The organism is Paenarthrobacter sp. NPDC089988 (assembly GCF_044748465.1).
Classification (GTDB): Bacteria; Actinomycetota; Actinomycetes; order Actinomycetales; family Micrococcaceae; genus Arthrobacter.
In genome coordinates this window covers 376,250-396,610 of sequence record NZ_JBIVGD010000001.1, presented here as the reverse complement: position 1 = coordinate 396,610, position 20,361 = coordinate 376,250, and the positions used below count along the sequence as shown (strand labels likewise).

General features: G+C 64.4%; 19 protein-coding genes. 5 read left to right on the top strand and 14 right to left on the bottom strand.

Annotated elements, in window-relative coordinates; translation table 11 throughout:
- Positions 1-23 precede the first annotated feature (23 nt).
- From ACIPV6_RS01880 to ACIPV6_RS01860, 5 genes are all read right to left on the bottom strand, one after another.
- On the bottom strand, positions 24-1,502 hold the full coding sequence (locus ACIPV6_RS01880; RefSeq protein WP_400269268.1) for an LCP family protein: 1,479 nt from the start codon (positions 1,500-1,502) through the stop codon (positions 24-26).
- Between the two features lie 196 nt (positions 1,503-1,698).
- Positions 1,699-2,661, bottom strand: coding sequence for a GTPase Era (gene era, locus ACIPV6_RS01875; protein WP_400269267.1), 963 nt, complete (start codon positions 2,659-2,661; stop codon positions 1,699-1,701).
- A complete protein-coding gene (locus tag ACIPV6_RS01870; protein ID WP_400269266.1) occupies positions 2,645-3,976 on the bottom strand; it encodes a hemolysin family protein in 1,332 nt (443 codons plus the stop codon). Before ACIPV6_RS01870 ends, era begins: the two co-directional genes overlap by 17 nt.
- Positions 3,973-4,446 (bottom strand): rRNA maturation RNase YbeY, encoded by a 474-nt coding sequence (gene ybeY / locus ACIPV6_RS01865; protein ID WP_400269265.1) that lies wholly within the window; start codon positions 4,444-4,446, stop codon positions 3,973-3,975. The genes ACIPV6_RS01870 and ybeY overlap by 4 nt, the downstream gene beginning before the upstream one ends.
- On the bottom strand, positions 4,443-5,525 hold the full coding sequence (locus ACIPV6_RS01860) for a PhoH family protein (RefSeq protein WP_400269264.1): 1,083 nt from the start codon (positions 5,523-5,525) through the stop codon (positions 4,443-4,445). Before ACIPV6_RS01860 ends, ybeY begins: the two co-directional genes overlap by 4 nt.
- A 424-nt stretch (positions 5,526-5,949) precedes the next feature.
- Between ACIPV6_RS01860 and ACIPV6_RS01855 the strand changes: the two genes are divergently transcribed.
- Positions 5,950-6,816, top strand: a complete 867-nt coding sequence (locus tag ACIPV6_RS01855) for a GerMN domain-containing protein (protein ID WP_400269513.1) — start codon at positions 5,950-5,952, stop codon at positions 6,814-6,816.
- A 10-nt stretch (positions 6,817-6,826) separates the two neighbouring features.
- Here the strand turns inward: ACIPV6_RS01855 and ACIPV6_RS01850 are convergent, their stop codons facing one another.
- From ACIPV6_RS01850 to hrcA, 3 genes are read right to left on the bottom strand one after another with little or no spacing between them, the layout of a single operon-like run.
- Positions 6,827-7,609, bottom strand: coding sequence for a 16S rRNA (uracil(1498)-N(3))-methyltransferase (locus ACIPV6_RS01850; protein WP_400269263.1), 783 nt, complete (start codon positions 7,607-7,609; stop codon positions 6,827-6,829).
- 2 nt (positions 7,610-7,611) lie between these two features.
- Positions 7,612-8,742, bottom strand: coding sequence for a molecular chaperone DnaJ (gene dnaJ, locus ACIPV6_RS01845; protein WP_400269262.1), 1,131 nt, complete (start codon positions 8,740-8,742; stop codon positions 7,612-7,614).
- A 51-nt stretch (positions 8,743-8,793) separates the two neighbouring features.
- Positions 8,794-9,801, bottom strand: a complete 1,008-nt coding sequence (hrcA, locus tag ACIPV6_RS01840; RefSeq protein ID WP_400269261.1) for a heat-inducible transcriptional repressor HrcA — start codon at positions 9,799-9,801, stop codon at positions 8,794-8,796.
- A 216-nt stretch (positions 9,802-10,017) separates the two neighbouring features.
- On the opposite strand from hrcA, the gene ACIPV6_RS01835 reads away from it, so the two are divergent.
- Both ACIPV6_RS01835 and ACIPV6_RS01830 read left to right on the top strand, forming a co-directional pair.
- Positions 10,018-10,869, top strand: a complete 852-nt coding sequence (locus ACIPV6_RS01835; protein WP_400269260.1) for a DUF3097 domain-containing protein — start codon at positions 10,018-10,020, stop codon at positions 10,867-10,869.
- Between the two features lie 104 nt (positions 10,870-10,973).
- Positions 10,974-11,387, top strand: coding sequence for a DUF4870 domain-containing protein (locus ACIPV6_RS01830; protein WP_387437228.1), 414 nt, complete (start codon positions 10,974-10,976; stop codon positions 11,385-11,387).
- Between the two features lie 12 nt (positions 11,388-11,399).
- On the opposite strand, the gene hemW is transcribed toward ACIPV6_RS01830, so the two are convergent.
- The gene (gene hemW, locus ACIPV6_RS01825; protein ID WP_400269259.1) at positions 11,400-12,629 is read right to left on the bottom strand and encodes a radical SAM family heme chaperone HemW; all 1,230 of its coding nucleotides are present in this window, start codon (positions 12,627-12,629) and stop codon (positions 11,400-11,402) included.
- A complete protein-coding gene (gene lepA, locus ACIPV6_RS01820) occupies positions 12,630-14,483 on the bottom strand; it encodes a translation elongation factor 4 (RefSeq protein ID WP_400269258.1) in 1,854 nt (617 codons plus the stop codon).
- A 160-nt stretch (positions 14,484-14,643) separates the two neighbouring features.
- Here lepA and ACIPV6_RS01815 point away from each other — a divergent pair, with 160 nt between their 5' ends.
- A complete protein-coding gene (locus ACIPV6_RS01815; protein WP_400269257.1) occupies positions 14,644-15,198 on the top strand; it encodes a type II toxin-antitoxin system PemK/MazF family toxin in 555 nt (184 codons plus the stop codon).
- A gap of 167 nt (positions 15,199-15,365) precedes the next feature.
- Complete coding sequence (rpsT, locus tag ACIPV6_RS01810; RefSeq protein WP_347107561.1) at positions 15,366-15,626, top strand: 30S ribosomal protein S20; 261 nt, start codon at positions 15,366-15,368, stop codon at positions 15,624-15,626.
- A gap of 114 nt (positions 15,627-15,740) precedes the next feature.
- Here rpsT and holA read toward each other — a convergent pair whose 3' ends face one another.
- The 4 genes from holA to ACIPV6_RS01790 all read right to left on the bottom strand — a co-directional run bounded on the left by holA (position 15,741) and on the right by ACIPV6_RS01790 (position 20,356).
- Positions 15,741-16,757 carry a DNA polymerase III subunit delta gene (holA, locus tag ACIPV6_RS01805; RefSeq protein ID WP_400269256.1) on the bottom strand — a complete coding sequence of 339 codons (1,017 nt, stop codon included), beginning with the start codon at positions 16,755-16,757 and terminating at the stop codon, positions 15,741-15,743.
- Positions 16,676-18,445, bottom strand: coding sequence for a ComEC/Rec2 family competence protein (locus tag ACIPV6_RS01800; protein WP_400269255.1), 1,770 nt, complete (start codon positions 18,443-18,445; stop codon positions 16,676-16,678). Before ACIPV6_RS01800 ends, holA begins: the two co-directional genes overlap by 82 nt.
- Complete coding sequence (locus tag ACIPV6_RS01795; RefSeq protein WP_400269254.1) at positions 18,438-19,256, bottom strand: helix-hairpin-helix domain-containing protein; 819 nt, start codon at positions 19,254-19,256, stop codon at positions 18,438-18,440. The genes ACIPV6_RS01800 and ACIPV6_RS01795 overlap by 8 nt, the downstream gene beginning before the upstream one ends.
- A 65-nt stretch (positions 19,257-19,321) precedes the next feature.
- Positions 19,322-20,356, bottom strand: coding sequence for a DegV family protein (locus ACIPV6_RS01790; RefSeq protein ID WP_400269253.1), 1,035 nt, complete (start codon positions 20,354-20,356; stop codon positions 19,322-19,324).
- Positions 20,357-20,361 lie beyond the last annotated feature (5 nt).

Genomic DNA, 20,361 nt, shown 5'->3' with positions numbered 1-20,361 from the left:
CACTGCCATTTTGCTGGCGGAAGCTATTGAGTGATGTAGAGGGGGTTCACCTGCTGGCACACGGCATCCTTGGCCGTCTGGTTCACAACATCCGTGGGAACCGAAGCCGCACCATACGCGGTACCACTTGCAAAGTCGGTACCCACGTAAACCTGCACTCCGGAAACGCCCGCGGCTTGTTTGACCTGGGTTGCAGGGATCCCGAACAGCGCCGCCACGTCCGTAGCCACGTCGGCGAAGTCGGCACCGTAGTAGACGACCGTCTGTTCCACCGGGTTCGCCAGGTAGGACACCGCCTGGGTGAATCCGTTGCCGGTCATAACGGACATGATTTCCTGGGCCCGCGTACCCACGCCACTGCCATTAGCCACGGAAACAGGCTGGATGGCCTTGTTGTACGCCGGCGCCGGAGGCGCAACCGTAGTGGGTGCGGCCGACGCCGTGTCCGTCGCGGAAGGCGTTGCCGAAGGACTCGATGTAGCTCCCGGGTTGGTCAGGTCAAGGTCCGCGCGGAGGGCAGCGAAGAGTTGCGAGGCCTGTGGTTCCACCAACTCAAGCCTGTTGGGATCAAGGGCCGCCGGCTGCGTGGGGACAGACACAAACGCCACCTTGGAGACATCAATGTCCTTCAATCGGCCGCCGATGGTCAGCAACGTGGGGACTGAGGCCAAGCCTTCGTCCACCGTGAGGTTCTGCGTCACCACGTCGGCAATCTGCAGCAGGCGCTGCGGGTTGGCCAAGGTGCCTTCGGACTTCAACTTCCGGGTCAAGGAAGAAAGGAAGGCCTGTTGTCCCTTGATGCGGCCAAGGTCACCGCCGTCACCGAAGGCGTGGCGGGTGCGGAGGAAGGCCAGTGCCTGCTCCCCTTCAACCTGCGAGTTGCCCTTGGCCAGGCGAAGGCCGGAGTCGGGGTCGAAGACGGGGTCGCTCACACAGACGTCCACTCCGCCAACGGCCTTGGACAACTCCTTGACCGCGTTGAAGTCTGCCATCATGAAGTGGTCCACGGTGAGGCCCGTGAGCTTGTTGATCGTATCCACGGCGCAACCGATCCCGGCTTCCGCCATGGCGGCATTGATCATGACGCCGCTGCGCGCGGGGAAGGTCTGGTTGTTGGTGCGGTCGGTGCATTGCGGCACGTCGACCAGCAGGTCACGCGGGAAGCTCATGACGCTGACCCGCTTGTTGTCGGCGGAAATGTCCAGCAACATCATGACGTCCGAGTGGCCGTAGCCTGTGGAATCCTCAGACGTGCCGTATTGCGCGTTCTTGCCGTCCCGGGTGTCGGATCCCAGGATGAGGATCTGGAGCCTGTCGGACTTGTCGTTGACTGTGGCGTCGCCGGAAACCCGCTCGTCGCCGGCGCTCAGCGGGGCCTTGGTGATGTTGCTCTGGAGCCGGATAAACCAGAATGCCGCGAAAGCTACGCCGGCCACCAAAGCCACGGAAACAACTCCGGTGACGATTTTCAGCCACACGGGCAGCCCTTTGGGCGCGTTCATGTGGCGGGGAGTTCCTTCGGGACCCCCACCATGGCGCGCCTCACCGGGAGCAGCGGTGCCGGTGCCCTGGGCGTGGGCTTCACGACGTCGCACTATTCGGTTACCTTTCCTCAAACAGGTGAATCTCCGCAATCATAGTGGCCGTTTCTGTGAACTTGCTTATCCATGCACGGACCACGCCGAAGCGTAGAGCCAATCAGAAGCCCAGCTTCACCAATTGCTTGGGGTCCCGCTGCCAGTCTTTGGCGACTTTGACATGCAAATCCAGGTAGATGCGAGTGCCCAGCAGGGTTTCTATACCCTTGCGTGCGTTGGTGCCCACCTCGCGCAACCGGCTACCGCCTTTGCCAATGATGATGGCCTTCTGCGAGGGACGCTCCACGTAGAGATTAACGCGGACATCCAGCAGGGGATTGTCCTCAGTCCGGCCCTCACGGGGAACTATCTCCTCAACCACCACGGCCAACGAGTGTGGAAGTTCGTCGCGGACACCTTCGAGTGCGGCCTCGCGGATCAGTTCGGCAATCATGACTGCTTCAGGTTCGTCGGTCAGTTCGCCGTCCGGGTAGAGCGGCGGAGACGGCGGCATATGCCCGATGAGGACGTCCGCCACCGTGCTGACCTGGAATCCGTCAGCGGCAGAGACAGGGACAATATCTGCCCAGCCTTGGTCTCCGAGGACTTCCCTTCCGAGTTCGGCGACAGCAAGCAGTTGCTCGGTCAGGGCCTGACGGTCCACCAGATCGGTCTTGGTCACGATCGCCACGATGGGCTTGCGGCCCACTCCCGCCAATTGGGCGGCGATGTACTTGTCGCCAGGCCCGATCTTCTCGTTCGCGGGAAGGCAGAAACCAATGGCATCAACCTCGGCCAGGGTATCCGCCACGAGCTCGTTGAGCCGCTTGCCCAGAAGGGTGCGGGGACGGTGGAGTCCCGGAGTATCCACGAGGATGAGCTGGGCATCTTCCCGGTGCACGATGCCGCGGATCGTGTGCCGGGTGGTCTGCGGTTTGGCCGATGTGATGGCCACCTTCTGCCCCACCAAGGCATTGGTCAAGGTGGACTTGCCGGCGTTGGGGCGGCCAACCAGGACGGAGAAACCGGCGTGGAAGCCGCCGAATGCGTCCTCGGCGTCGAATTTCTTATTTTGCTTGCTCACGTGGAACTCCCTGTTGCGTTGTGCCGGCCTCGTCGAGAAGGTCTTCAAGGTCAGTTTCTTCTTTTGGCATTGCTGCCGCAATGATGTGGCTGACCCGGTTTCGCCGACCCTCAAGCCTATCGGCCCTGAGCGACACCCCGTTCACCTCCACTGAACTTCCCACGATCGGCACCTGGCCCAGCGCCTTCGCCAGGAGTCCACCCACCGTGTCCACCTCGTCGTCGTCGAGGTCCATGTCGAAGAGTTCGCCGAGATCGTCGATGCTCATGCGGGCGCTGACGCGGTAGGTCCCGTCGCCAAGGTCAACAGCCTCTTCTGCAGCGGCGTCGTACTCGTCCACGATTTCCCCAACGATCTCCTCGATGAGGTCCTCAAGGGTCACCAGGCCGGCCGTGCCGCCGTACTCGTCGATCACGATGGCTACGTGCGTCGATTCCTGCTGGAGTTCCTTCAGGAGGTCGCTTACCGGTTTGGACTCCGGAACGTACCGGACCTCGCGGGCCAGCGAGTCGACGTCGTGCGGCTGCAGGCCGTGCTCTCTGCGATGGAGCGCAGCCGCAACGTCCTTGAGGTAGAGGATGCCGCGGATCTGGTCGGTGTTCTCGCCGATGACCGGGATCCTCGAATAGCCGGAGCGGAGAAACAGGGCCATTGCCGCTTCCAGCCCGGAACCGGTACCGATGCTGACAATGTCCGTTCGGGGAACCATGACCGACCGCACCAAGGTATCGCCAAAGTCGAACACCGAGTGGATGAGTTCGGCCTCGTTGTCCTCGATCATGTCCGACTCGGCCGCGCGGTCCACGAACTCGCGGAATTCTTCCTCGCTGACGAAAGCATCGTCGCCGCCTGGAGCGCCGGGGGCCACCGCGCTGCCCAGTGCAACGAGCCACCCGGGAATCGGTCCAAGTATCCAGCAGAGGAACCGGATCAGCGGGGCCGTGAACCGCACCACCGGACCTGAGTGCGCCCTCCCCAGCTGCCGCGGCGAAACCCCTACCAGGACAAAACCTATGACTGCCATGATGCCCGTAGCTGCGAGCCCGGCGAGCCATACGTTGTCCAGAAGGCTGTGAAGTACGACGGCGACCGCCACCGCAGCTGCCATTTCGAACCATACGCGCCAAAAGCGCAGCGCCCGGATGTGCGCCACGGGGTTCTTGAGGATGCTCCCCAGCGCTTTGCCCTTGCTCCGGTGCACGGATTGTTCAGCTTCGTGCCGGGGCAGGAAATTGAAGGCGGCCTCGGCCGCCGTCAGTAGGGCGACAAAGCTCAGGAAGACCAGCGCCATGCCGACCAGGAGGAGCGAGGTCACTGCATGGTCTCCATGGGGGCATCCTTGCCCAGGAACTCAGACAGCAGTTCGCGCTGCAAGCCGAACATTTCTTCCTTCTCGTCCGGCTCGGCGTGGTCGAAGCCGAGCAGGTGCAGGATCCCGTGGGTGGTCAGGAGCAGCATCTCGTCCTGCGTGGGGTGTCCCGCATTGCGCGCCTGGACTTCGGCCACCTGCGGGCAAATGGCAATATCGCCGAGCATGCCCTGGGGTGTGGGCCGGTCCGGGGTGCCCGGCGTCAGCTCGTCCATCGGCACGGACAGCACATCCGTGGCCCCTGGCTCATCCATGAGTTCGATGTGGAGTTTCTCCATGGCCGCCTCGTCCACCAGCAGGATGGACAACTCGGCCTGGGGGTGGATGTACAAACGCTCGAAGATGAAGCGCGACAACGTGACCAACCGGGCCTCGTCCACCACCACGCCGGATTCGTTGTTGACCTCAATGCTCATTTGTGTTCTCCGCGTTTGTGCTGGGTGCCCGCTGTCGCCGGGCGGTGGGCGTCGTCCCATTTGCTGTACGCAGAAACAATGTCTGCCACGAGGCGGTGCCTGACGACGTCGGCCGCCTCCAGGATCGAGAAGTTGACGTCGTCGATGCCCGTCAGGATCTCCCTGACGATCCGCAGGCCGGACGTTGCCCCGAAGGGAAGGTCAATCTGGGTCACGTCTCCCGTCACTACCATCTTGGAACCGAAACCAAGGCGCGTCAGGAACATCTTCATCTGCTCCGGAGTGGTGTTTTGCGCCTCGTCCAGGATGATGAAGGCATCGTTGAGCGTCCGGCCACGCATGTAGGCCAGTGGGGCAACTTCGATGGTGCCGGCGGCCATGAGGCGGGGAATCGACTCGGGGTCCATCATGTCGTGCAAGGCGTCGTACAGCGGACGGAGGTAGGGATCGATCTTGTCGCTGAGGGTACCGGGAAGGAAGCCCAGCCGCTCCCCTGCTTCCACGGCCGGACGCGTCAGGATAATCCGGCTGACCTCCTTGTTCTGCAAGGCCTGGACGGCCTTTGCCATGGCCAGGTACGTCTTGCCCGTACCGGCCGGACCGATGCCGAAGATCACGGTGTTCCCGTCGATGGCGTCGACGTAGTTCTTCTGGTTCAGCGTCTTGGGTCGGATGGTCTTGCCCCGGCTGGACAGGATGTTGTGCGTCAGGACGTCGACAGGGTTCTGGACGGACTGCGCCCTCAGCAAGGAAACGAGCTGCTGCAGGATGTCCGGAGTGACGGTGGTGCCCTTTGCGACGAGTCCGCGCACTTCTTCCAGAAGCCGCATGATCCGCGGGATCACCGCTGAAGGACCGGACATGGACAACTCGTTGCCCCGAACATGGAAGTTGACGTCCGGGAACTGGTCCTCGATGTAACGCAGGGCTTCGTCGTGGCTGCCCAGCGAGTGAACCATCTGGTCTGAATTGTCGAACGTGACGATTTCCGTGCGCGTGCCCGGCAAGGTGTGCGGGAACTCTGTAGCCGCCGGGTTCCCGTTGCCGGTCCGCAGCCGCCCATTCAGGGATTCACTCATAGTGCTGGCCGTACGGCCTGTTCTCCTCCGGTTGGTTTACGCCATTGCCCCGGTCAGCCGCCGGGCCCACCGTGGTCCGGCCATATGCCGGAATGCCTTCAATCCTACGCCAGCAGGCCGCCCTCCGAACTGCCACGCCACCACCGCGCGATGGGCCGGACGTGGCCGCCGCGCCGTCGGCAGTTTGTCTCAACTCGGCATCAAGCCGGTATCAATCCTGTTTCAGTTGGTGCCGGTCCGGCAAAACCCGGCCAGCCGCCGTCGGACGTGTGCCAAGCTGGCAGGGCGGGGTGAAACGTCCGCCCGCGCAGGACCGGACGCCCACTCCGGCGGAAGCAAGGCAAGGAAACCCCACATCACGCAGTCAGCCACCCCACAGCAAGGCGCCCGCAAGCGGACAAAGTCCGCTGTTGCCGCGCCCGCGATGGCTGCCGTCCTTTTCCTGACCGGCTGCATCGCCAACGGCGGCACCACCGCGCCCACCTCGAGCCCGGCCATCAGCGTCCAGGACGCCCCGGCGAGCAACGCGCCGTTGGAGACCACCCAGGCCTCCACCAAGATCCCCGTCTATTGGATCGGGCGCAGCAAGGACAACGTCTACCTCTACCGCGAGTTCCGGGACATCTCCGGCGACGAGAACCCCGTCACCACGGCCTTGCGCATCATGATGGCCGAGAAGCCGCTGGACCACGATTTCTTCACCCCATGGCAGGAACCCGGCAGCCTGGCCACATCGATCTCCGGCAAGAACGTCATCACCGTGGACATTTCGCGGGACGCCTTCAACTCGAACCTCGACGCCGGCATGGCCCAACGTGCGGTCCAGCAGTTGGTCTATACGGCCACTGCCGCTGCCTCGTCATCCGGACTGATCAACTCCGGGCAACAGATCCAGGTAGTCATCCTGGTGGATGGACACACCGATTTCATGGCCTTCGGCCAAGTGAAACTCGGCCAACCCATGGCCAGGGACGCCTCGATGGTGGCTCCCCTGTGGATCATCGACCCCCAGGAGGACACCACGTTGCCAGCGGGCGCCGTCAAGTTCAACGGGCGCAGCACGGACAGCTCCATGCCCGTGAACTGGCAAATCCTGCAGGACAACGGCGGCACCAGGACCAGCCTGCTCACCGGCCAGGTGAAATCCACCGGTGAACCGGGACAATTCGGCGTCTTCACCTTCAGCGCCACGCTGAAGCCCGGCCGCTACGAGCTTCGCGTGACCCAGGTGGACAGTTCCGGGCAGGCCGACGAATCGACGCTGGACACAAGGCTCTTCAACGTCAACTGACGGCCCTCGGTCAAGCCTCCTGCCAGCGCCCCAGGACATCGCTCGCCAGCACGACGGCGGCAGGCCCGGCCGTCGATGACCTCAAGACATGGTGGCCCAACAGGGCCGTCACAGCACCCGCATCACTAAGGCGCGTCACTTCGCGCGGCGATATGCCACCCTCCGGTCCAACGATCAGCAGGACTTCCCGGGGCGCGTCGGGGCCGGCAACAGCCAGCTGGGCCGCGTCTTCCAGGACGGACCGTAATCCGTTCTTTGCATCCTCATGGAGGATGACGGCCACGTCTGCCCCAGCCACTGCCTTGGCCAGCGATACGGAGTCCACGATGGACCTGACCTCGGGGATCCAGGCGCGCCGGGCCTGCTTGGCAGCGGCCGTGACCACTGACTGCCACTTTGCATGGGCCTTGGCCGCACGGTCGCCCTTCCACCGCACGATGGAACGTTCCGCCTGCCAGGGAATGACAGCGTCGATGCCGAGTTCCGTGGCGGTCTCGATGGCGAGCTCGTCCCGGTCTCCCTTGGCCAGTGCCTGCACCAACACCAGCCGCACCCGCGGTTGTTCCTCGAAGACCACGTCCGTTGCCGTCACCGAAAGCGAGCCTTGGCCGGCGTCGGACACCTTGCCAGTGAGCCGGGCGCCCGACCCGTCCGCGAGATCCACGGATTCGCCGACGGCCAACCGCTTCACTGTCACGGCGTGGCGGGCTTCCGGACCCTCGAGGATGAACACGGATCCGGGCCCCAGGCCGTCCAGGCTCCCGGCAGGGGTGAAGAAGACGGGGTTGCTCACCGCTACAGGTTACCGAGCTTGTCCCGGAGCTTGGCGAACATGCCGCCACTGGCCACGAGCTTGCCTTCCGTGAACTGCTCACCGCGCAATTTCGCAAGCTGCCTCAGCAGGTCTTCCTGCGCGGCATCCAGCTTGACCGGCGTCTCAACATGCAAGTGCACCTTGAGGTCTCCCCGGCCGTAGCCACGAAGATGGGTAACCCCCAGCCCGCGCAGGGTAATGATTTCACCAGACTGCGTACCGGCCTTGACGTCGATTTCCTGGGCACCATCGAAGGTCTCCAGGGTCAGTTCCGTTCCCAGGGCGGCGGCCGTCATGGGCACGCTCAGGGTGGCGTGCAGGTCGTCGCCTTCGCGGATGTACGTGGAATCGCTGTTGACGCGGATCTCAACGTAGAGGTCGCCGGCGGGGCCGCCGGCAGGACCTGCCTCACCCTGGCCGGACAGCTGGATGCGCGTTCCCGTTGCCACGCCCGCCGGCACCTTGATGGTCAGCGAGCGGCGGCTGCGGATGCGGCCCTGGCCACTGCATTCGTTGCAGGGGTCCTTGATGATGGTGCCAAAGCCTTCGCAGGACCCACACGGGGCCGTGGTCATGACCTGGCCCAGGATGGAGCGCACTGCCCGCTGGACCTGGCCGCTGCCACCACAGATGTCGCAGCGTTCAGGGTGAGTACCGGGACGGCAGCAGCTGCCATCACAGGTGGGGCAGACAACCGCCGTATCGACTTCGAGCTTCTTGTTGACGCCGAAGACTGCGTCCTTGAGATCGATGCGGACGCTGATGAGGGCATCCTGGCCGCGCCGGACCCGTGAGGCAGGGCCTGCGTGTCCCCCGCCGCCACCGCCAAAGAAGGTATCGAAGATGTCCTGGAAGGCAAAGCCCTGCCCGGAGTACCCGCCACCGAAGCCGTTGTCGGTTCCATTCTCATTGCCGGTGGCGTCGTACACGCGGCGTTTCTGCGGGTCGGACAACACTTCGTAAGCGTGCGTCACGGCCTTGAACTGCTCAGCGACGTCCTCGCCCGGGTTCACGTCCGGGTGCAGTTTTCGCGCCAACTTGCGGTACGCCTTTTTGATCTCTTCTCCGGTGGCTTCCGGGGAGACTCCCAAAACGTCATAGTGGCTGCTCAAAGTCAGTATCTCTTCCTTGTTGTCCTGCGGTTCTTGCGTCGGTGGCTGGTGTCAGCCGCCGAGAATACGGGAAAGGTAACGGGCCACGGCGCGCACAGCGGCCATGGTGGTGGGATAGTCCATCCGGGTGGGCCCCAGGATGCCTACCTTGGCACCGGAGCCGTAACCCGTCGCGACCACTGAAGCCTCGGAGAGCCCGTCGTACGGGTTCTCCCGGCCGATGCTCACGGTGACCCCTCGCGGATCATCGCCCATGTCCGACAACAACCGAAGCATCACGACTTGTTCCTCAAGGGCCTCGAGTACCGGGCCGATGCTTAAGGGGAAGTCCACGTTGGAGCGGGCCAGGTTGGCCGTGCCCGCCATCAGGATGCGCTCTTCGCGGCTGGTATCGCTGAGGGACTGGAGTCCGGCGGCGAGGACCTGCGCCACCCCGCGAAGCTCCGGCCGGCACAGGGCCACAACAGAGGGCAGCACCTGCGGCAACAGCTCCAGCGGGGTGCCGGCAATGCTGCCCAGGAACCTTGCCCGCAGGGCCAGCAACGACTCGTTGGTGACCTCGGTTCCGGCATCGATGACTTTCTGTCCCACGCTGCCGGTGTCCGCGATCATGACCACCAGCACCTGCTTGGGTGCCAGCAGCACGAACTCCACATGCCGGACCAAGGCCCGCTTGGAGTGCGGGTACTGCACCACTGCCACCTGGTTGGTCAACTGCGACAGGAGCCGGACTGTCCGCTCCAGGATGTCGTCAAGATCGTCGGGGCCTTCAAGCAAGGAATGGATGGCCCGACGCTCGGCGGCCGAAAGCGGCTTCACCTGGGAGATCCGGTCCACGAACAACCTGTAGCCCTTGTCCGTGGGAATACGGCCCGCGCTGGTGTGCGGGGCGGCGATGAGGCCTTCCTCTTCAAGGACGGCCATGTCGTTCCTGATGGTGGCACTTGAAACGCCGAGGTGGTGCCTCTCCACCAGTGCCTTGGAGCCGACAGGTTCCCGTGAGTGCACGTAGTCCTCGACGATGGCACGCAACACTTCCAGCTTGCGTGGCTCACTCATGTGCAACACCTCCTGTCGACGCTCCGAATCCGGGCTGCCCAGCGTGGGATGGACCCGGATTGACCATGGCTTTTAGCACTCAACATGCCTAAGTGCTAACAAGTCTAGTATGGGCCACCCCGTTGCTAGCATTGAAAACGCCCGCGGATGACGTCCGGGGAGCCGGCTCCACCCGTTACCGGCCCATCAAACCCAGCGCGAAGAGGTATGAAGTCCTTGGCTTTCGACACTTGGGGTCCGCAGGACCTTTCCGCACCCGTCAAACAGAAGCTTCCCGAAGTGCCTGTCCAGCGCGGGATGGTCCTGGAAGACGTCCAATCCGGGTGGGTGGGCGAGGTCGTCCGGGTAGAGAAGTCCGGCGGAATGCACATCGTGTCGCTTGAGGACCGACGGGGCAAGACCCGGTCCTTCCAACTGGGGTTCGGTTTCCTTCTGGAAGGCCAGGCCATCCGCCTGCTCCCTCCGGCCGCAAGGCAGCCGGCCGGCGCTGTGCAGCCCGGCAGGACGGCGTCGGGCTCTGTCAAAGTCCAAGGCCAACGCGCACAAGTGGCAAAGGCAAGCCGGATCTGGGTGGAAGGCAAGCACGACGCCGAACTCGTGGAAAAGGTCTGGGGTGACGACCTCCGGGTGGAAGGCATCGTCGTGGAGCCGCTCCATGGCGTGGACGACCTCCGGTCCGCCATCGCCGCCTTTGGACCCGGTCCGCAGCGCAAGCTCGGTATCCTGGTTGACCACTTGGTGGCCGGTTCGAAGGAGTCCCGCATTGCCGCCCAGGCCATGCAGGTACCGGGAGCCGCGGGAAACGTATTGATCGTGGGACACCCCTACGTCGATGTGTGGCAGGCGATCCGCCCCAAGGTACTGGGCATCGAACAGTGGCCTGCCGTGCCTCGCGGCACGGACTGGAAGACGGGAATCCTGCGGGCCTTCGGCTGGCCGCACGAAACGGCGGAGGACATCGGGCTCGGCTGGCAGCGATTGCTCGGGGCAGTACGTACCTACGCGGACCTGGAAGCCTCCCTTCTGGGGCGCGTGGAGGAAGTCATCGACTTCCTGACCGCCCCCTGAGCCGGGACACCTGCCCGTTTCGGGGGCGGATGGTCCCTGCAGGGAGTCCGGACCCAGTATTCTGGGACAGCAACACCGCATTTTTACAGCAAAGGGAAGACACCGTGGCAGAGAACGCTCCAGAAGAACAGGGCAGGGCCGCAGGCCAGCCCCAGTACCATGGTGCACCTGCGAATGCACTGCCCCTCACGGCAAGCGAAGACCGGCAGTGGGCCACGTTGGCGCACTTCGGTGGAATCCTCGGTTGCCTTCCGTCATTGCTCATCTACTTGATCTTCCGCGAGCGTGGGCCATTCACGGCACAGGAGTCCAAGGAAGCCTTGAACTTCACGCTTCCGCCCACCATCGCCGCTGTCCTGGCGAACATCCTGGTGCTGCTGCCGGTTGTGGGCAACATCTTCGCGGTCATCGCAACGGCCATCTGGGTGGCCCTTACGTGCTTCTCCGTTTCCGCAGGCATCCGGGTCAACCACGGCCAACCCCACCGCTACCGCTTCAACCTGCGCTGGATCAAATAGCGCCCGGGCCGGTCAGTCCGGCAGGATCCTGCGCACCACTGCGTCCGCCAACAAGCGGCCCTTGAGGGTCAGCAGCAAACGACCCTTGAAGGCGGCAGCGGGATCCACCAGGCCATCGGCAATCAGCCCGGCCATGGCGTGCCTGCCCACTTTGTCCAAGGCATCCACGTCCAATCCCGAACCGAGGCGCGCCTCAAGCATGATGCGCTCCACCTCCCGCGTACCGGCGTCGAGGGTTTCCCTGCCCGCAGCAGGCGACGTTCCAGCTGCCAGCCGTGAAGCGTAGGCGGTGGGGTGCTTGACGTTCCACCACCGGACACCGCCAACGTGGGAGTGGGCTCCGGGTCCGATCCCCCACCAGTCATCGCCCCGCCAATAGGCGAGGTTATGGCGGCAGGCCTGTTCGGGAGTCCGGGCCCAATTGCTGACCTCGTACCAGGTGAGGCCCGCCGCTGAAATCAGCTGGTCGGCGAGCTCGTACTTTGCTGCGTGGTCGTCGTCGTCGATTCCCGGCACTTCCCCGCGCCGGATCTGGGCAGCGAGTTTGGTGCCGTCCTCAACGATCAACGCGTACGCACTGATGTGGTCCGGATTGTAGGAAAGGGCGGTTTCCAAGGACAGCCGCCAGTCGTCCATGGATTCGCCCGGGGCGCCATAGATCAGGTCGAGGCTTACCGCGAGGCCCGCCTCCCGTGCCCACTGGACCACCAGCGGGACCCTGCTGGGGGTGTGGGTGCGGTCAAGGACCTTGAGGACATGCGGCACAGCGGACTGCATGCCGAAGGACACGCGGGTAAACCCGGCATCCGCGAGCACTTGGAGGGACTCGGGGGTGACGGAATCCGGGTTCGCCTCGGTGGTCACCTCTGCGTCCGGCTCAATTCCCCAGTGCCCGACGGCGGCACGCAGGATCCGTGCCAGGTCTTCCGCCGGGAGCAGCGTAGGGGTGCCACCGCCGAAGAAGACGGTACTGAGGGGCCGGGATGGAACGCCGGAAGCCTCCAGCGCGCGGACCGCGAAATCCACCTCGGCAACGGCTGTGCCGGCATAGGCATCCTGCGACGCACCGCCACCCAGTTCGGTGGCGGTGTAGGTGTTGAAATCGCAGTAACCGCAGCGGACCGCGCAGAAGGGAATGTGGACGTACAGGCCGAACGCGCGCTGTCCGATTCCGTCCAGCACCTGCGGAGGCAGTATGCCGTCCGCAGGTGCGGGGTCGCCCAGGGGCAGGACGCTGGGCATCTACTTCTTTGCCTTGTCCTTCGATTCGTCCGTGGTAAGGGCAGCGATGAAGGCCTCCTGCGGAACTTCCACACGGCCAACCATCTTCATGCGCTTCTTGCCTTCTTTTTGCTTCTCGAGCAGCTTGCGCTTACGGGTGATGTCACCGCCGTAGCACTTGGCAAGGACATCCTTGCGGATGGCCCGGATGTTTTCGCGGGCAATGATCCGGGAACCGATCGCAGCCTGGATGGGAACCTCGAACTGCTGCCTGGGAATGAGTTCACGGAGCTTCCCGGTCATCATCACACCGTAGGCGTAGGCCTTGTCACGGTGCGTGATGGCGCTGAACGCGTCAACCTGTTCACCCTGCAGCAGGATGTCCACCTTCACCAGGTCGGCAACCTGTTCGCCGTCGGCCTTCCAATCCAAGGAAGCGTAGCCACGCGTCTTGGACTTCAACTGGTCGAAGAAATCGAACACAATTTCAGCCAGCGGGATCCAGTAACGCATCTCAACGCGGTCCTCGGACAGATAGTCCATCCCCCGCATCTGGCCCCGCCTGTTCTGGCAGAGTTCCATGATGGCGCCCACGAATTCGTTGGGAGCCAGGATGGTGGCCGCCACCATCGGTTCACGGACCTCGCTGACCTTCCCGGTGGGGAACTCCGAAGGGTTGGTCACGGTGGCAATGGACTTGTCTTCGAGGGTGACTTCATAGACGACGTTCGGTGCCGTGGAGATGAGGTCCAGGTTGAATTCGCGTTCAAGGCGCTCCCGGACAATCTCCAAGTGGAGGAGGCCGAGGAAGCCGACACGGAACCCGAAGCCCAAAGCGGCGGACGTTTCCGGCTCGTAGACCAGGGCGGCGTCGTTCAGCTTGAGCTTGTCCAAAGCCTCGCGAAGGTTGGGGTAGTCCGTTCCATCCAACGGGTAGAGGCCGGAGAACACCATGGGCTTGGGGTCCTGGTAGCCGCCAAGGATCTCCGTGGCCGGCTTGGCAAGGTTGGTGACGGTATCGCCCACCTTCGACTGGCGGACGTCCTTGACGCCGGTGATCAGGTAACCCACTTCGCCGACGCCCAACCCCTTGGACGGGACCGGCTCAGGAGAGCTGACACCGATCTCCAGGAGTTCATGGCTCGCCCTGGTTGACATCATCTGGATGCGCTCACGCGGGCTCAGTTGGCCGTCAACAACCCGCACGTACGTCACCACGCCGCGGTAGGTGTCGTAGACAGAGTCAAAAATCATGGCGCGGGCGGGTGCCTGCGCGTTGCCCACGGGGTTCGGGATGTCGCGGACAATTCTGTCCAGCAGGGCCTCGACGCCCACGCCGGTCTTGCCGGAAACCTTGAGGACATCCTCCGGGTCGCCGCCAATGAGGTTCGCCAGTTCCTCGGCGTACTTCTCCGGCTGGGCGGCGGGAAGGTCGATCTTGTTCAGGACCGGAATGATGGTGAGGTCGTTCTCCATGGCCAGGTACAGGTTGGCCAGGGTCTGCGCCTCGATGCCCTGGGCGGCGTCCACCAGGAGCACGGCGCCTTCGCAGGCCGCGAGGGAACGGGAAACCTCATACGTGAAGTCCACGTGGCCCGGGGTGTCGATCATGTTCAGGGCGTACGCGGTGCCTTCGACCTCCCACGGCATCCGGACGGCCTGGGACTTGATGGTGATGCCGCGCTCACGCTCGATGTCCATGCGGTCCAGATACTGGGCCTTCATGTCGCGCTGCTGAACGACGCCGGTGAACTGCAACATGCGGTCGGCCAGGGTGGACTTGCCGTGGTCGATGTGGGCGATGATGCAGAAGTTCCGGATGATGGCCGGATCTGTTGCGGCGGGCACCGGTGCGGTGCGGGCCATGGGAGACACGCAGGGTCCTAACTGTCGGCATTCACGCGGCTGCACCGTTCACTGGGCAGGGGCCAGCGCAGGACATACCGCATATCTGATCCTCCAGTGTCCCATGAACCGGCCGTTCCACGTACATTCCGGTCCGACGCACGCCGTGGTCAAGGGGTAGCTTTGTCCCATGGCTTTGGACTTGCGACCCCTCGGCACCTTCATCCTTCGTTCCCTCAAGGCGTTGGGAGGTGCCGGCACCAAAGCCGCTCCCCGCAGCGGTACCCCACAGCGGCGTGCGTCCACGGGGCAGCAGCGCCAGCCCGCCGGCGTCGAACGTCCGCAAGGCGTTTATCCCGGCGACTACCATGGCCGGGTCACAGCACGCTATTCCCCCAAACCGGACGGGAAGCCGGATCCGGGCGAGATCGTATGGAGTTGGGTGCCGTACGAGGAGGACCACACGCAGGGCAAGGACCGGCCCGTGCTGCTGGTGGGACGTGACGGAAAGTGGCTTCTCGGACTGATGCTGACGTCCAAGGACCACGACAACGGGATGCGGGCGGACGACTACGTGGACATCGGCGCAGGCCCGTGGGACCGCCAGGGCCGTCCCAGCGAGGTCAAAGTGGACCGCGTCATCCGGCTGGATCCGGGCGTCGTCCGGCGCGAAGGTGCGGTACTCGGAAAAGCCGCCTTTGGTGAGGTAGCACGGGCCCTGCACGGGCAATCCACCAGGAACTGAGGCCTGTTCCGCAGTTCGCCCGTCTTTCTGCTATTCTTTATAGCTGTGTGTCCGTGCAGGTCGACGGCCACACATGGTTGGCTGCCATAGGCATCCCCACGCCGCTCAGTCGATGGCCAACCTGACAACCCTCTAGACCATTTCCGCATTAAAAAGAGAGTTCATACGTGGCTAATATCAAGTCCCAGAAGAAGCGCATCCTCACCAACGAGAAGGCTCGCCTGCGCAACAACGCAGTCAAGTCCGAGCTGAAGACGGCCATCCGCGCCGTCAACACCGCCGTTGCGTCTGCTGACAAGGATGCTGCTGGAACTGCACTTGCTGCTGCCAGCCGTAAGCTGGACAAGGCTGTCAGCAAGGGCGTTATTCACAAGAACAACGCTGCTAACCGCAAGTCGGCGATCTCCAAGAAGGTCAACGCACTCTAAGGTTTTTCCAGTTCGACTGAGCTGAACAGGAGGCCGGCACCCACGGGTGCCGGCCTCCTGGCTCTTAAGTCCAGCCCAAGGCCCAGCCCAACGCCCTGCCCAATGACAGCGTCCTCATTTGCGTTGGGCGGACGTCGAGATGACCGTCACGGCATGCTCCACGGCGTAGACCGGATCCCTCGACTCACCCTTGACCTGGGCGTCGGCCTCGGCAATGACCTGGATGGAACGGATGAGCCCTTCGGGAGTCCAACGGCGGACATCCCGCTGCGCCTGCTCCACGAGCCAAGGCTGCATGCCCAGGTTCTTCGCGATGGTGGCTGAGGACCCCTTGGCGCCTGCCACTTTTGCGATGGTCCGCAGTTTGGCCGCCAGTGCCGCTACTAAGGGAACGGGGTCTACTCCGGTGGACACCGCATGCCGCAGGGTGGAGAGGGCCAACGGACCATTTCCCGCCATGGCCGCGTCCGCTACTTTGAATGCCGTGGCTTCGACGCGACCGCCATAATACTTGTCCACCGTTTCCGCGGTGACGGCAGTGGTGGCGTCGGCGATGAGTTGGTTGCAGGCGGCCGCAAGCTCCGAGAGATTGGCTCCCACCGCGTTGACGAGGGCCTGCACCGCCTCGCCCTCGATCCGCCGCCCACCGGCTTTGAACTCCGCCACCACGAAGGCCGTCTTGTCGGCGTCTTTCTTGAGCGGCTGGCAGTCGATCACAGGCCAGCCCGCGGCCTTGACGGCGTCGAGCAACTTCTTGCCCCGGACTCCCCCGGCGTGCCGCAGGACAAGGACCACGTCCTCCTCCGGCTGCGGGAGGTACTTCAGGGCGTCAGCCAGGAAGGCGTCGTTCATCGACTCGAGGCCTTCGACCTCAACGAGTTTTCCTTCACCGAAAAGCGACGGGGTTACCGTCATGGCCAAGGAGCCGCCCTCATAGGATCCCGCGTTGAGCCTGGTCAGTTCAACGTCGGGGGTTGAGGAGCGGACCAGGGACCTGATGCGGTCCATCGCACGGATTCCCAAGTACTCTTCAGGTCCTGTGACCAGCACTACGGGGGCAGGCGTCGCGTCGCGCCACCCGGCGTTGTTGGCCGGGATGTTCTTGGCCCGGGTGTTTTGGGCAGCAGCCACTGGTGGTTCCTTCCGGACGGGTTTGCGCAGGGTTTAAGTCTGCCATGTCCGCGGCGTTGGCGCTGATGGCGTCGACCGCCACCCCGCAGCGCAGCCCGGCGCGGGGCACGTCGCTCCAGGTATTCCAGGCACTTCATGGTTTTGCTGTGGAAGGTCAGCACCGCGACGAGGAAGCCCGCCGGATGGAGCAGGCTCCACGTTATCAAGATGGCAAGCGCGGAGAAGGCAAGCATTGACGCGATCCCCACCGGCCCCTCCGCCCAAGGCATCACTGCACCCGGCAGGGAAGCGAAAAACCGTGCCACTGCTGCCACCATTCCGGCGCTGGTCCCGGCCACGGCCACGGGAGCCGCAGCCAGCCAGGACACCGAAGCCAACGGCACCGAGATGGTTCCGAGGATGGTGACTGGAGCTACGAGCGGCCCAGCCAGCACATTGGCCACGAGTGAGTAGGGCGAGAATTGGGGCTGCAGAGCAACGATGGCGGGTCCACACATGATCTGCGCGGACAGTGGAACGGCGATGCCCGTGGCCAACCACGAGGGAACCCATGCCGGAAACCATGACGCCAGGCGGCCGGCGAGCAGCACGATACCGAGGGTGGCCAGGACGGAGAGCAGGAAGCCAAAAGACACAGACAGGGTTGGGTCAACGAGCAGGAGCGAGGTGCTCGCGATGCAGAGATATGACAGTGACCTGCCACGACGCCCAGCGGTGAGGGCCGCCAGCCCCACCGTGCCCATGACCGCAGCACGCAGGACGCTTGGATCCGGTCCGACGAGGACCACGAAGGCCGACAGACCCGCAGCTCCACTGATCGCCGCGACGGGCCGCGGGAGGCGGAAGGTCCGGGCCAGCAGGATGAATCCACCCAGGACCAAGCTGCAGTTTGCACCGCTGACCGCGGTCAGGTGGGTCATGCCCGTAGTTTTCATGGCCGCTTCGAGGCTCTCGGGCAACGCGGAGGTGTCGCCGGTAACCATTCCCGGCAGCAGGCCTGCCGCGTCGGCAGGCAACCAAGCCGATGCTTTGCGGAATTGCTCCCGGGCCCGGGCCGCGGTTTGTTGGGGATCATAGGAATCAGCCACCAGCACGGGCGCCGTTGACGCGGACAGGACAGCGGCTTCGGGCTTGCCCTGCTTGCCTTCCCGGAGGGTTCCTGTGGTTCTCAGCGATTGTCCCGGCTGCACGCGCCCCCAGGCCTCCCCACCGATGACCAACACCGCGGCCGATTCTGTCACGGTGTTGCCCTGGGACGTGAAGTGTTCCACTTGTGCCGGGACGGACCAGCGGCTTTCGCCGGAATGCCCTGGAACCGACAGCGCCGCCGGAGCACCGGTAACGCGGATGGTGATGACCACTCCATCACTCCGGGCGACAGCGGAGGCAAGCGGACCGTGCTCCCGCCCGGCCGTGTCCAGGGCACAGTGCAGGGCCACGGCGGCGCCGGCAATGCAGGCCAGCGCGAAGGTTGACGACATGGTCCGTGCCCGCTTCCCCAGGCGTCGGCGTTTCCGTCCCGATACCATCAACCCCAAGGCACCCAGTACCAACAAAACGCAGATCGTGGCGGGCCACGGCTGGGGAGCCATCGTTCCCGCCAAGGCGGCCGCCCAGGCTGCGAGGGCTGCTGGGACAAGGCGCACGTCCAGCCGCCTGGCCGGGGTTCCGCCGTCGGACTCAACCACCCTGCACCGTCACAAGGCCCTTGAGCGATTCCATGAGTTTGGGGCCGATGCCGTCGATCGCGTCCAATTCCTCTACGGAGGTGAAGGGGCCGTGGTCCTTTCGCCAGTCCACGATGCGTTGCGCCATGACGGGTCCTACGCGGGGCAACGTGCCGAGCTCCTCGACACTGGCGGTGTTGATGTTGATCTTCGCCGAACCTCCCGGCATGGCGGCACCTCCGACGGAGGGTTCAGGCTGTTCCTGCCCTGGAAGCGGGACGGGCGTATCCCCGGCGCGCGGAACCACGATCTTGGCCCCGTCAGCCACCACTTCGGCCAGGTTCAGTCCGTCAAGACGGGCATCCTGGGCCGCACCCCCGGCCGCGTCAATGGCCTGGAAAACCCTGCTGCCCTCCGGCAAGGAGACCACTCCGGGTTTTTGCACGGCACCGGCGACGTGGATGACCACCGTCTCAGCGGGCGCCGGGTCTTGTCCGGCATCCCCGCCGGGAACTGCTGCCTCGGAGCTTGCAGCGGGGGCGAGCGGTTCGATCGATGGTTGGTCCTGTCCGTTTTGCCAGACAAAGCAAACGGCCGCCACTACGGCGGCCGCAGCGACCACGAACACCACGGCGCGAGGGCTCCGCCACCGGAAACGGGAAGGGACGGCCGTCGGCACCGCGGCACCATCACCGCCGTCGGAGTCCTGCCCATCCACCGCAAGCGCCAGCAGCGGTTCAGTCTGCGCAGCGGGCCGGACATGCCGTGACAGCCGCCGCCTGAACGCCGCGGTTGCGGCGTCGGACGAGGCGTCCTGGGTCCGGCGTGGCATGAATCGAGCCTATGGCCGGGTCCGAACGGGCGCTGTTGCCCACCGGGACTATGTGGATAAAGCCGTCAATTGCCCGGCGTGCTGCTTTCTCCCACAATGACGGCCAGCACACCCAAACCGGCGTGTGCGGCAAGGACAGCAGGGAGGGAACTGATCTGGGCAAGCGGAGAACCGGGACAGTTTTCGGCCAGCCGTGCGGCAAGTGACTCTGCCTCGGCTGGATTCCCGAAGTGGTGAACGGCGAGGCGGGCCTGTCCGGCCGCGCGGGACGCTACATCGGCGGCAACGATCTCTTCCAATCGGGCGATGGCCCTCACGGCGGACCGGACCTTTTCCAGCGGGACGATCTTGCCGCCGTCGACGGCGAGGATCGGCTTGATGGAAAGCACCGTTCCCAGGAGCGAAGCGGCGGCACCGATGCGGCCGCCGCGGCGAAGCTGCTCAAGGCTGGGGACGTAGAAGTAGACCTTGGTGCGGTCCATGCGCTCCACGGCGAATTCCCGGACCTCGGCAGCTCCCCGGCCGTCGGCCGCGGCAACCACCGCGCTCTGAACACCCATCCCCTGCGCCATTCCTACTGTCCGGGAATCAACGATTTCCACGGGTATCGTCACGCGGGCCGCAGCCAGGCGGGCCGCATCGGCGGTTCCGGACAGTTCGGATGAGATGTGGATGGAGACTACTGCCTCAAATCCACGACGTTGGGCTGCCAGGTACGCCTGCTCGAATTGGCCGGGCGATGGCCGTGAGGTCTTTACCGAGGCGCCAGAGGCAAGTGCCAACGACAACGTCTGGGTGATGTCGTCTTCACCCTCACCGTAGATTTCGTTGCCCACCATCACGGGCATGGGAACAACAGCCAAACGACCGTCGGCCGTGAAGGCGGAAACCCAGTCGGCGGGCAACGCGGCTGCCGAATCGGTGACCACGGCAGTCCTGACGACGGCGGCCAGCGGCTCTTCAGCGACAGGAACCGGTGCCGCTGGTTGCCGGAGGCGCGCCACTCTTTCCTTGAGCCACATCCACGCGGGTGGTTCTCGCTCAGGCACGCAACCTCCAAAGATGATGGCCGGCCGCCGGCACAGTGCCGGCGGCCGCACAATCC

Bases quoted from the DNA above. Each gene is read 5' to 3' on its own strand.
- ybeY (WP_400269265.1), bottom strand. From the start codon at position 4,446: ATGAGCATTGAGGTCAACAACGAATCCGGCGTGGTGGTGGACGAGGCC.
- ACIPV6_RS01855 (WP_400269513.1), top strand. From the start codon at position 5,950: ATGGCTGCCGTCCTTTTCCTGACCGGCTGCATCGCCAACGGCGGCACC.
- ACIPV6_RS01880 (WP_400269268.1), bottom strand. From the start codon at position 1,502: ATGAACGCGCCCAAAGGGCTGCCCGTGTGGCTGAAAATCGTCACCGGA.
- ACIPV6_RS01815 (WP_400269257.1), top strand. From the start codon at position 14,644: ATGGCTTTGGACTTGCGACCCCTCGGCACCTTCATCCTTCGTTCCCTC.
- ACIPV6_RS01795 (WP_400269254.1), bottom strand. From the start codon at position 19,256: ATGCCACGCCGGACCCAGGACGCCTCGTCCGACGCCGCAACCGCGGCG.
- hrcA (WP_400269261.1), bottom strand. From the start codon at position 9,801: ATGAGTGAGCCACGCAAGCTGGAAGTGTTGCGTGCCATCGTCGAGGAC.
- ACIPV6_RS01860 (WP_400269264.1), bottom strand. From the start codon at position 5,525: ATGAGTGAATCCCTGAATGGGCGGCTGCGGACCGGCAACGGGAACCCG.
- hemW (WP_400269259.1), bottom strand. From the start codon at position 12,629: ATGCCCAGCGTCCTGCCCCTGGGCGACCCCGCACCTGCGGACGGCATA.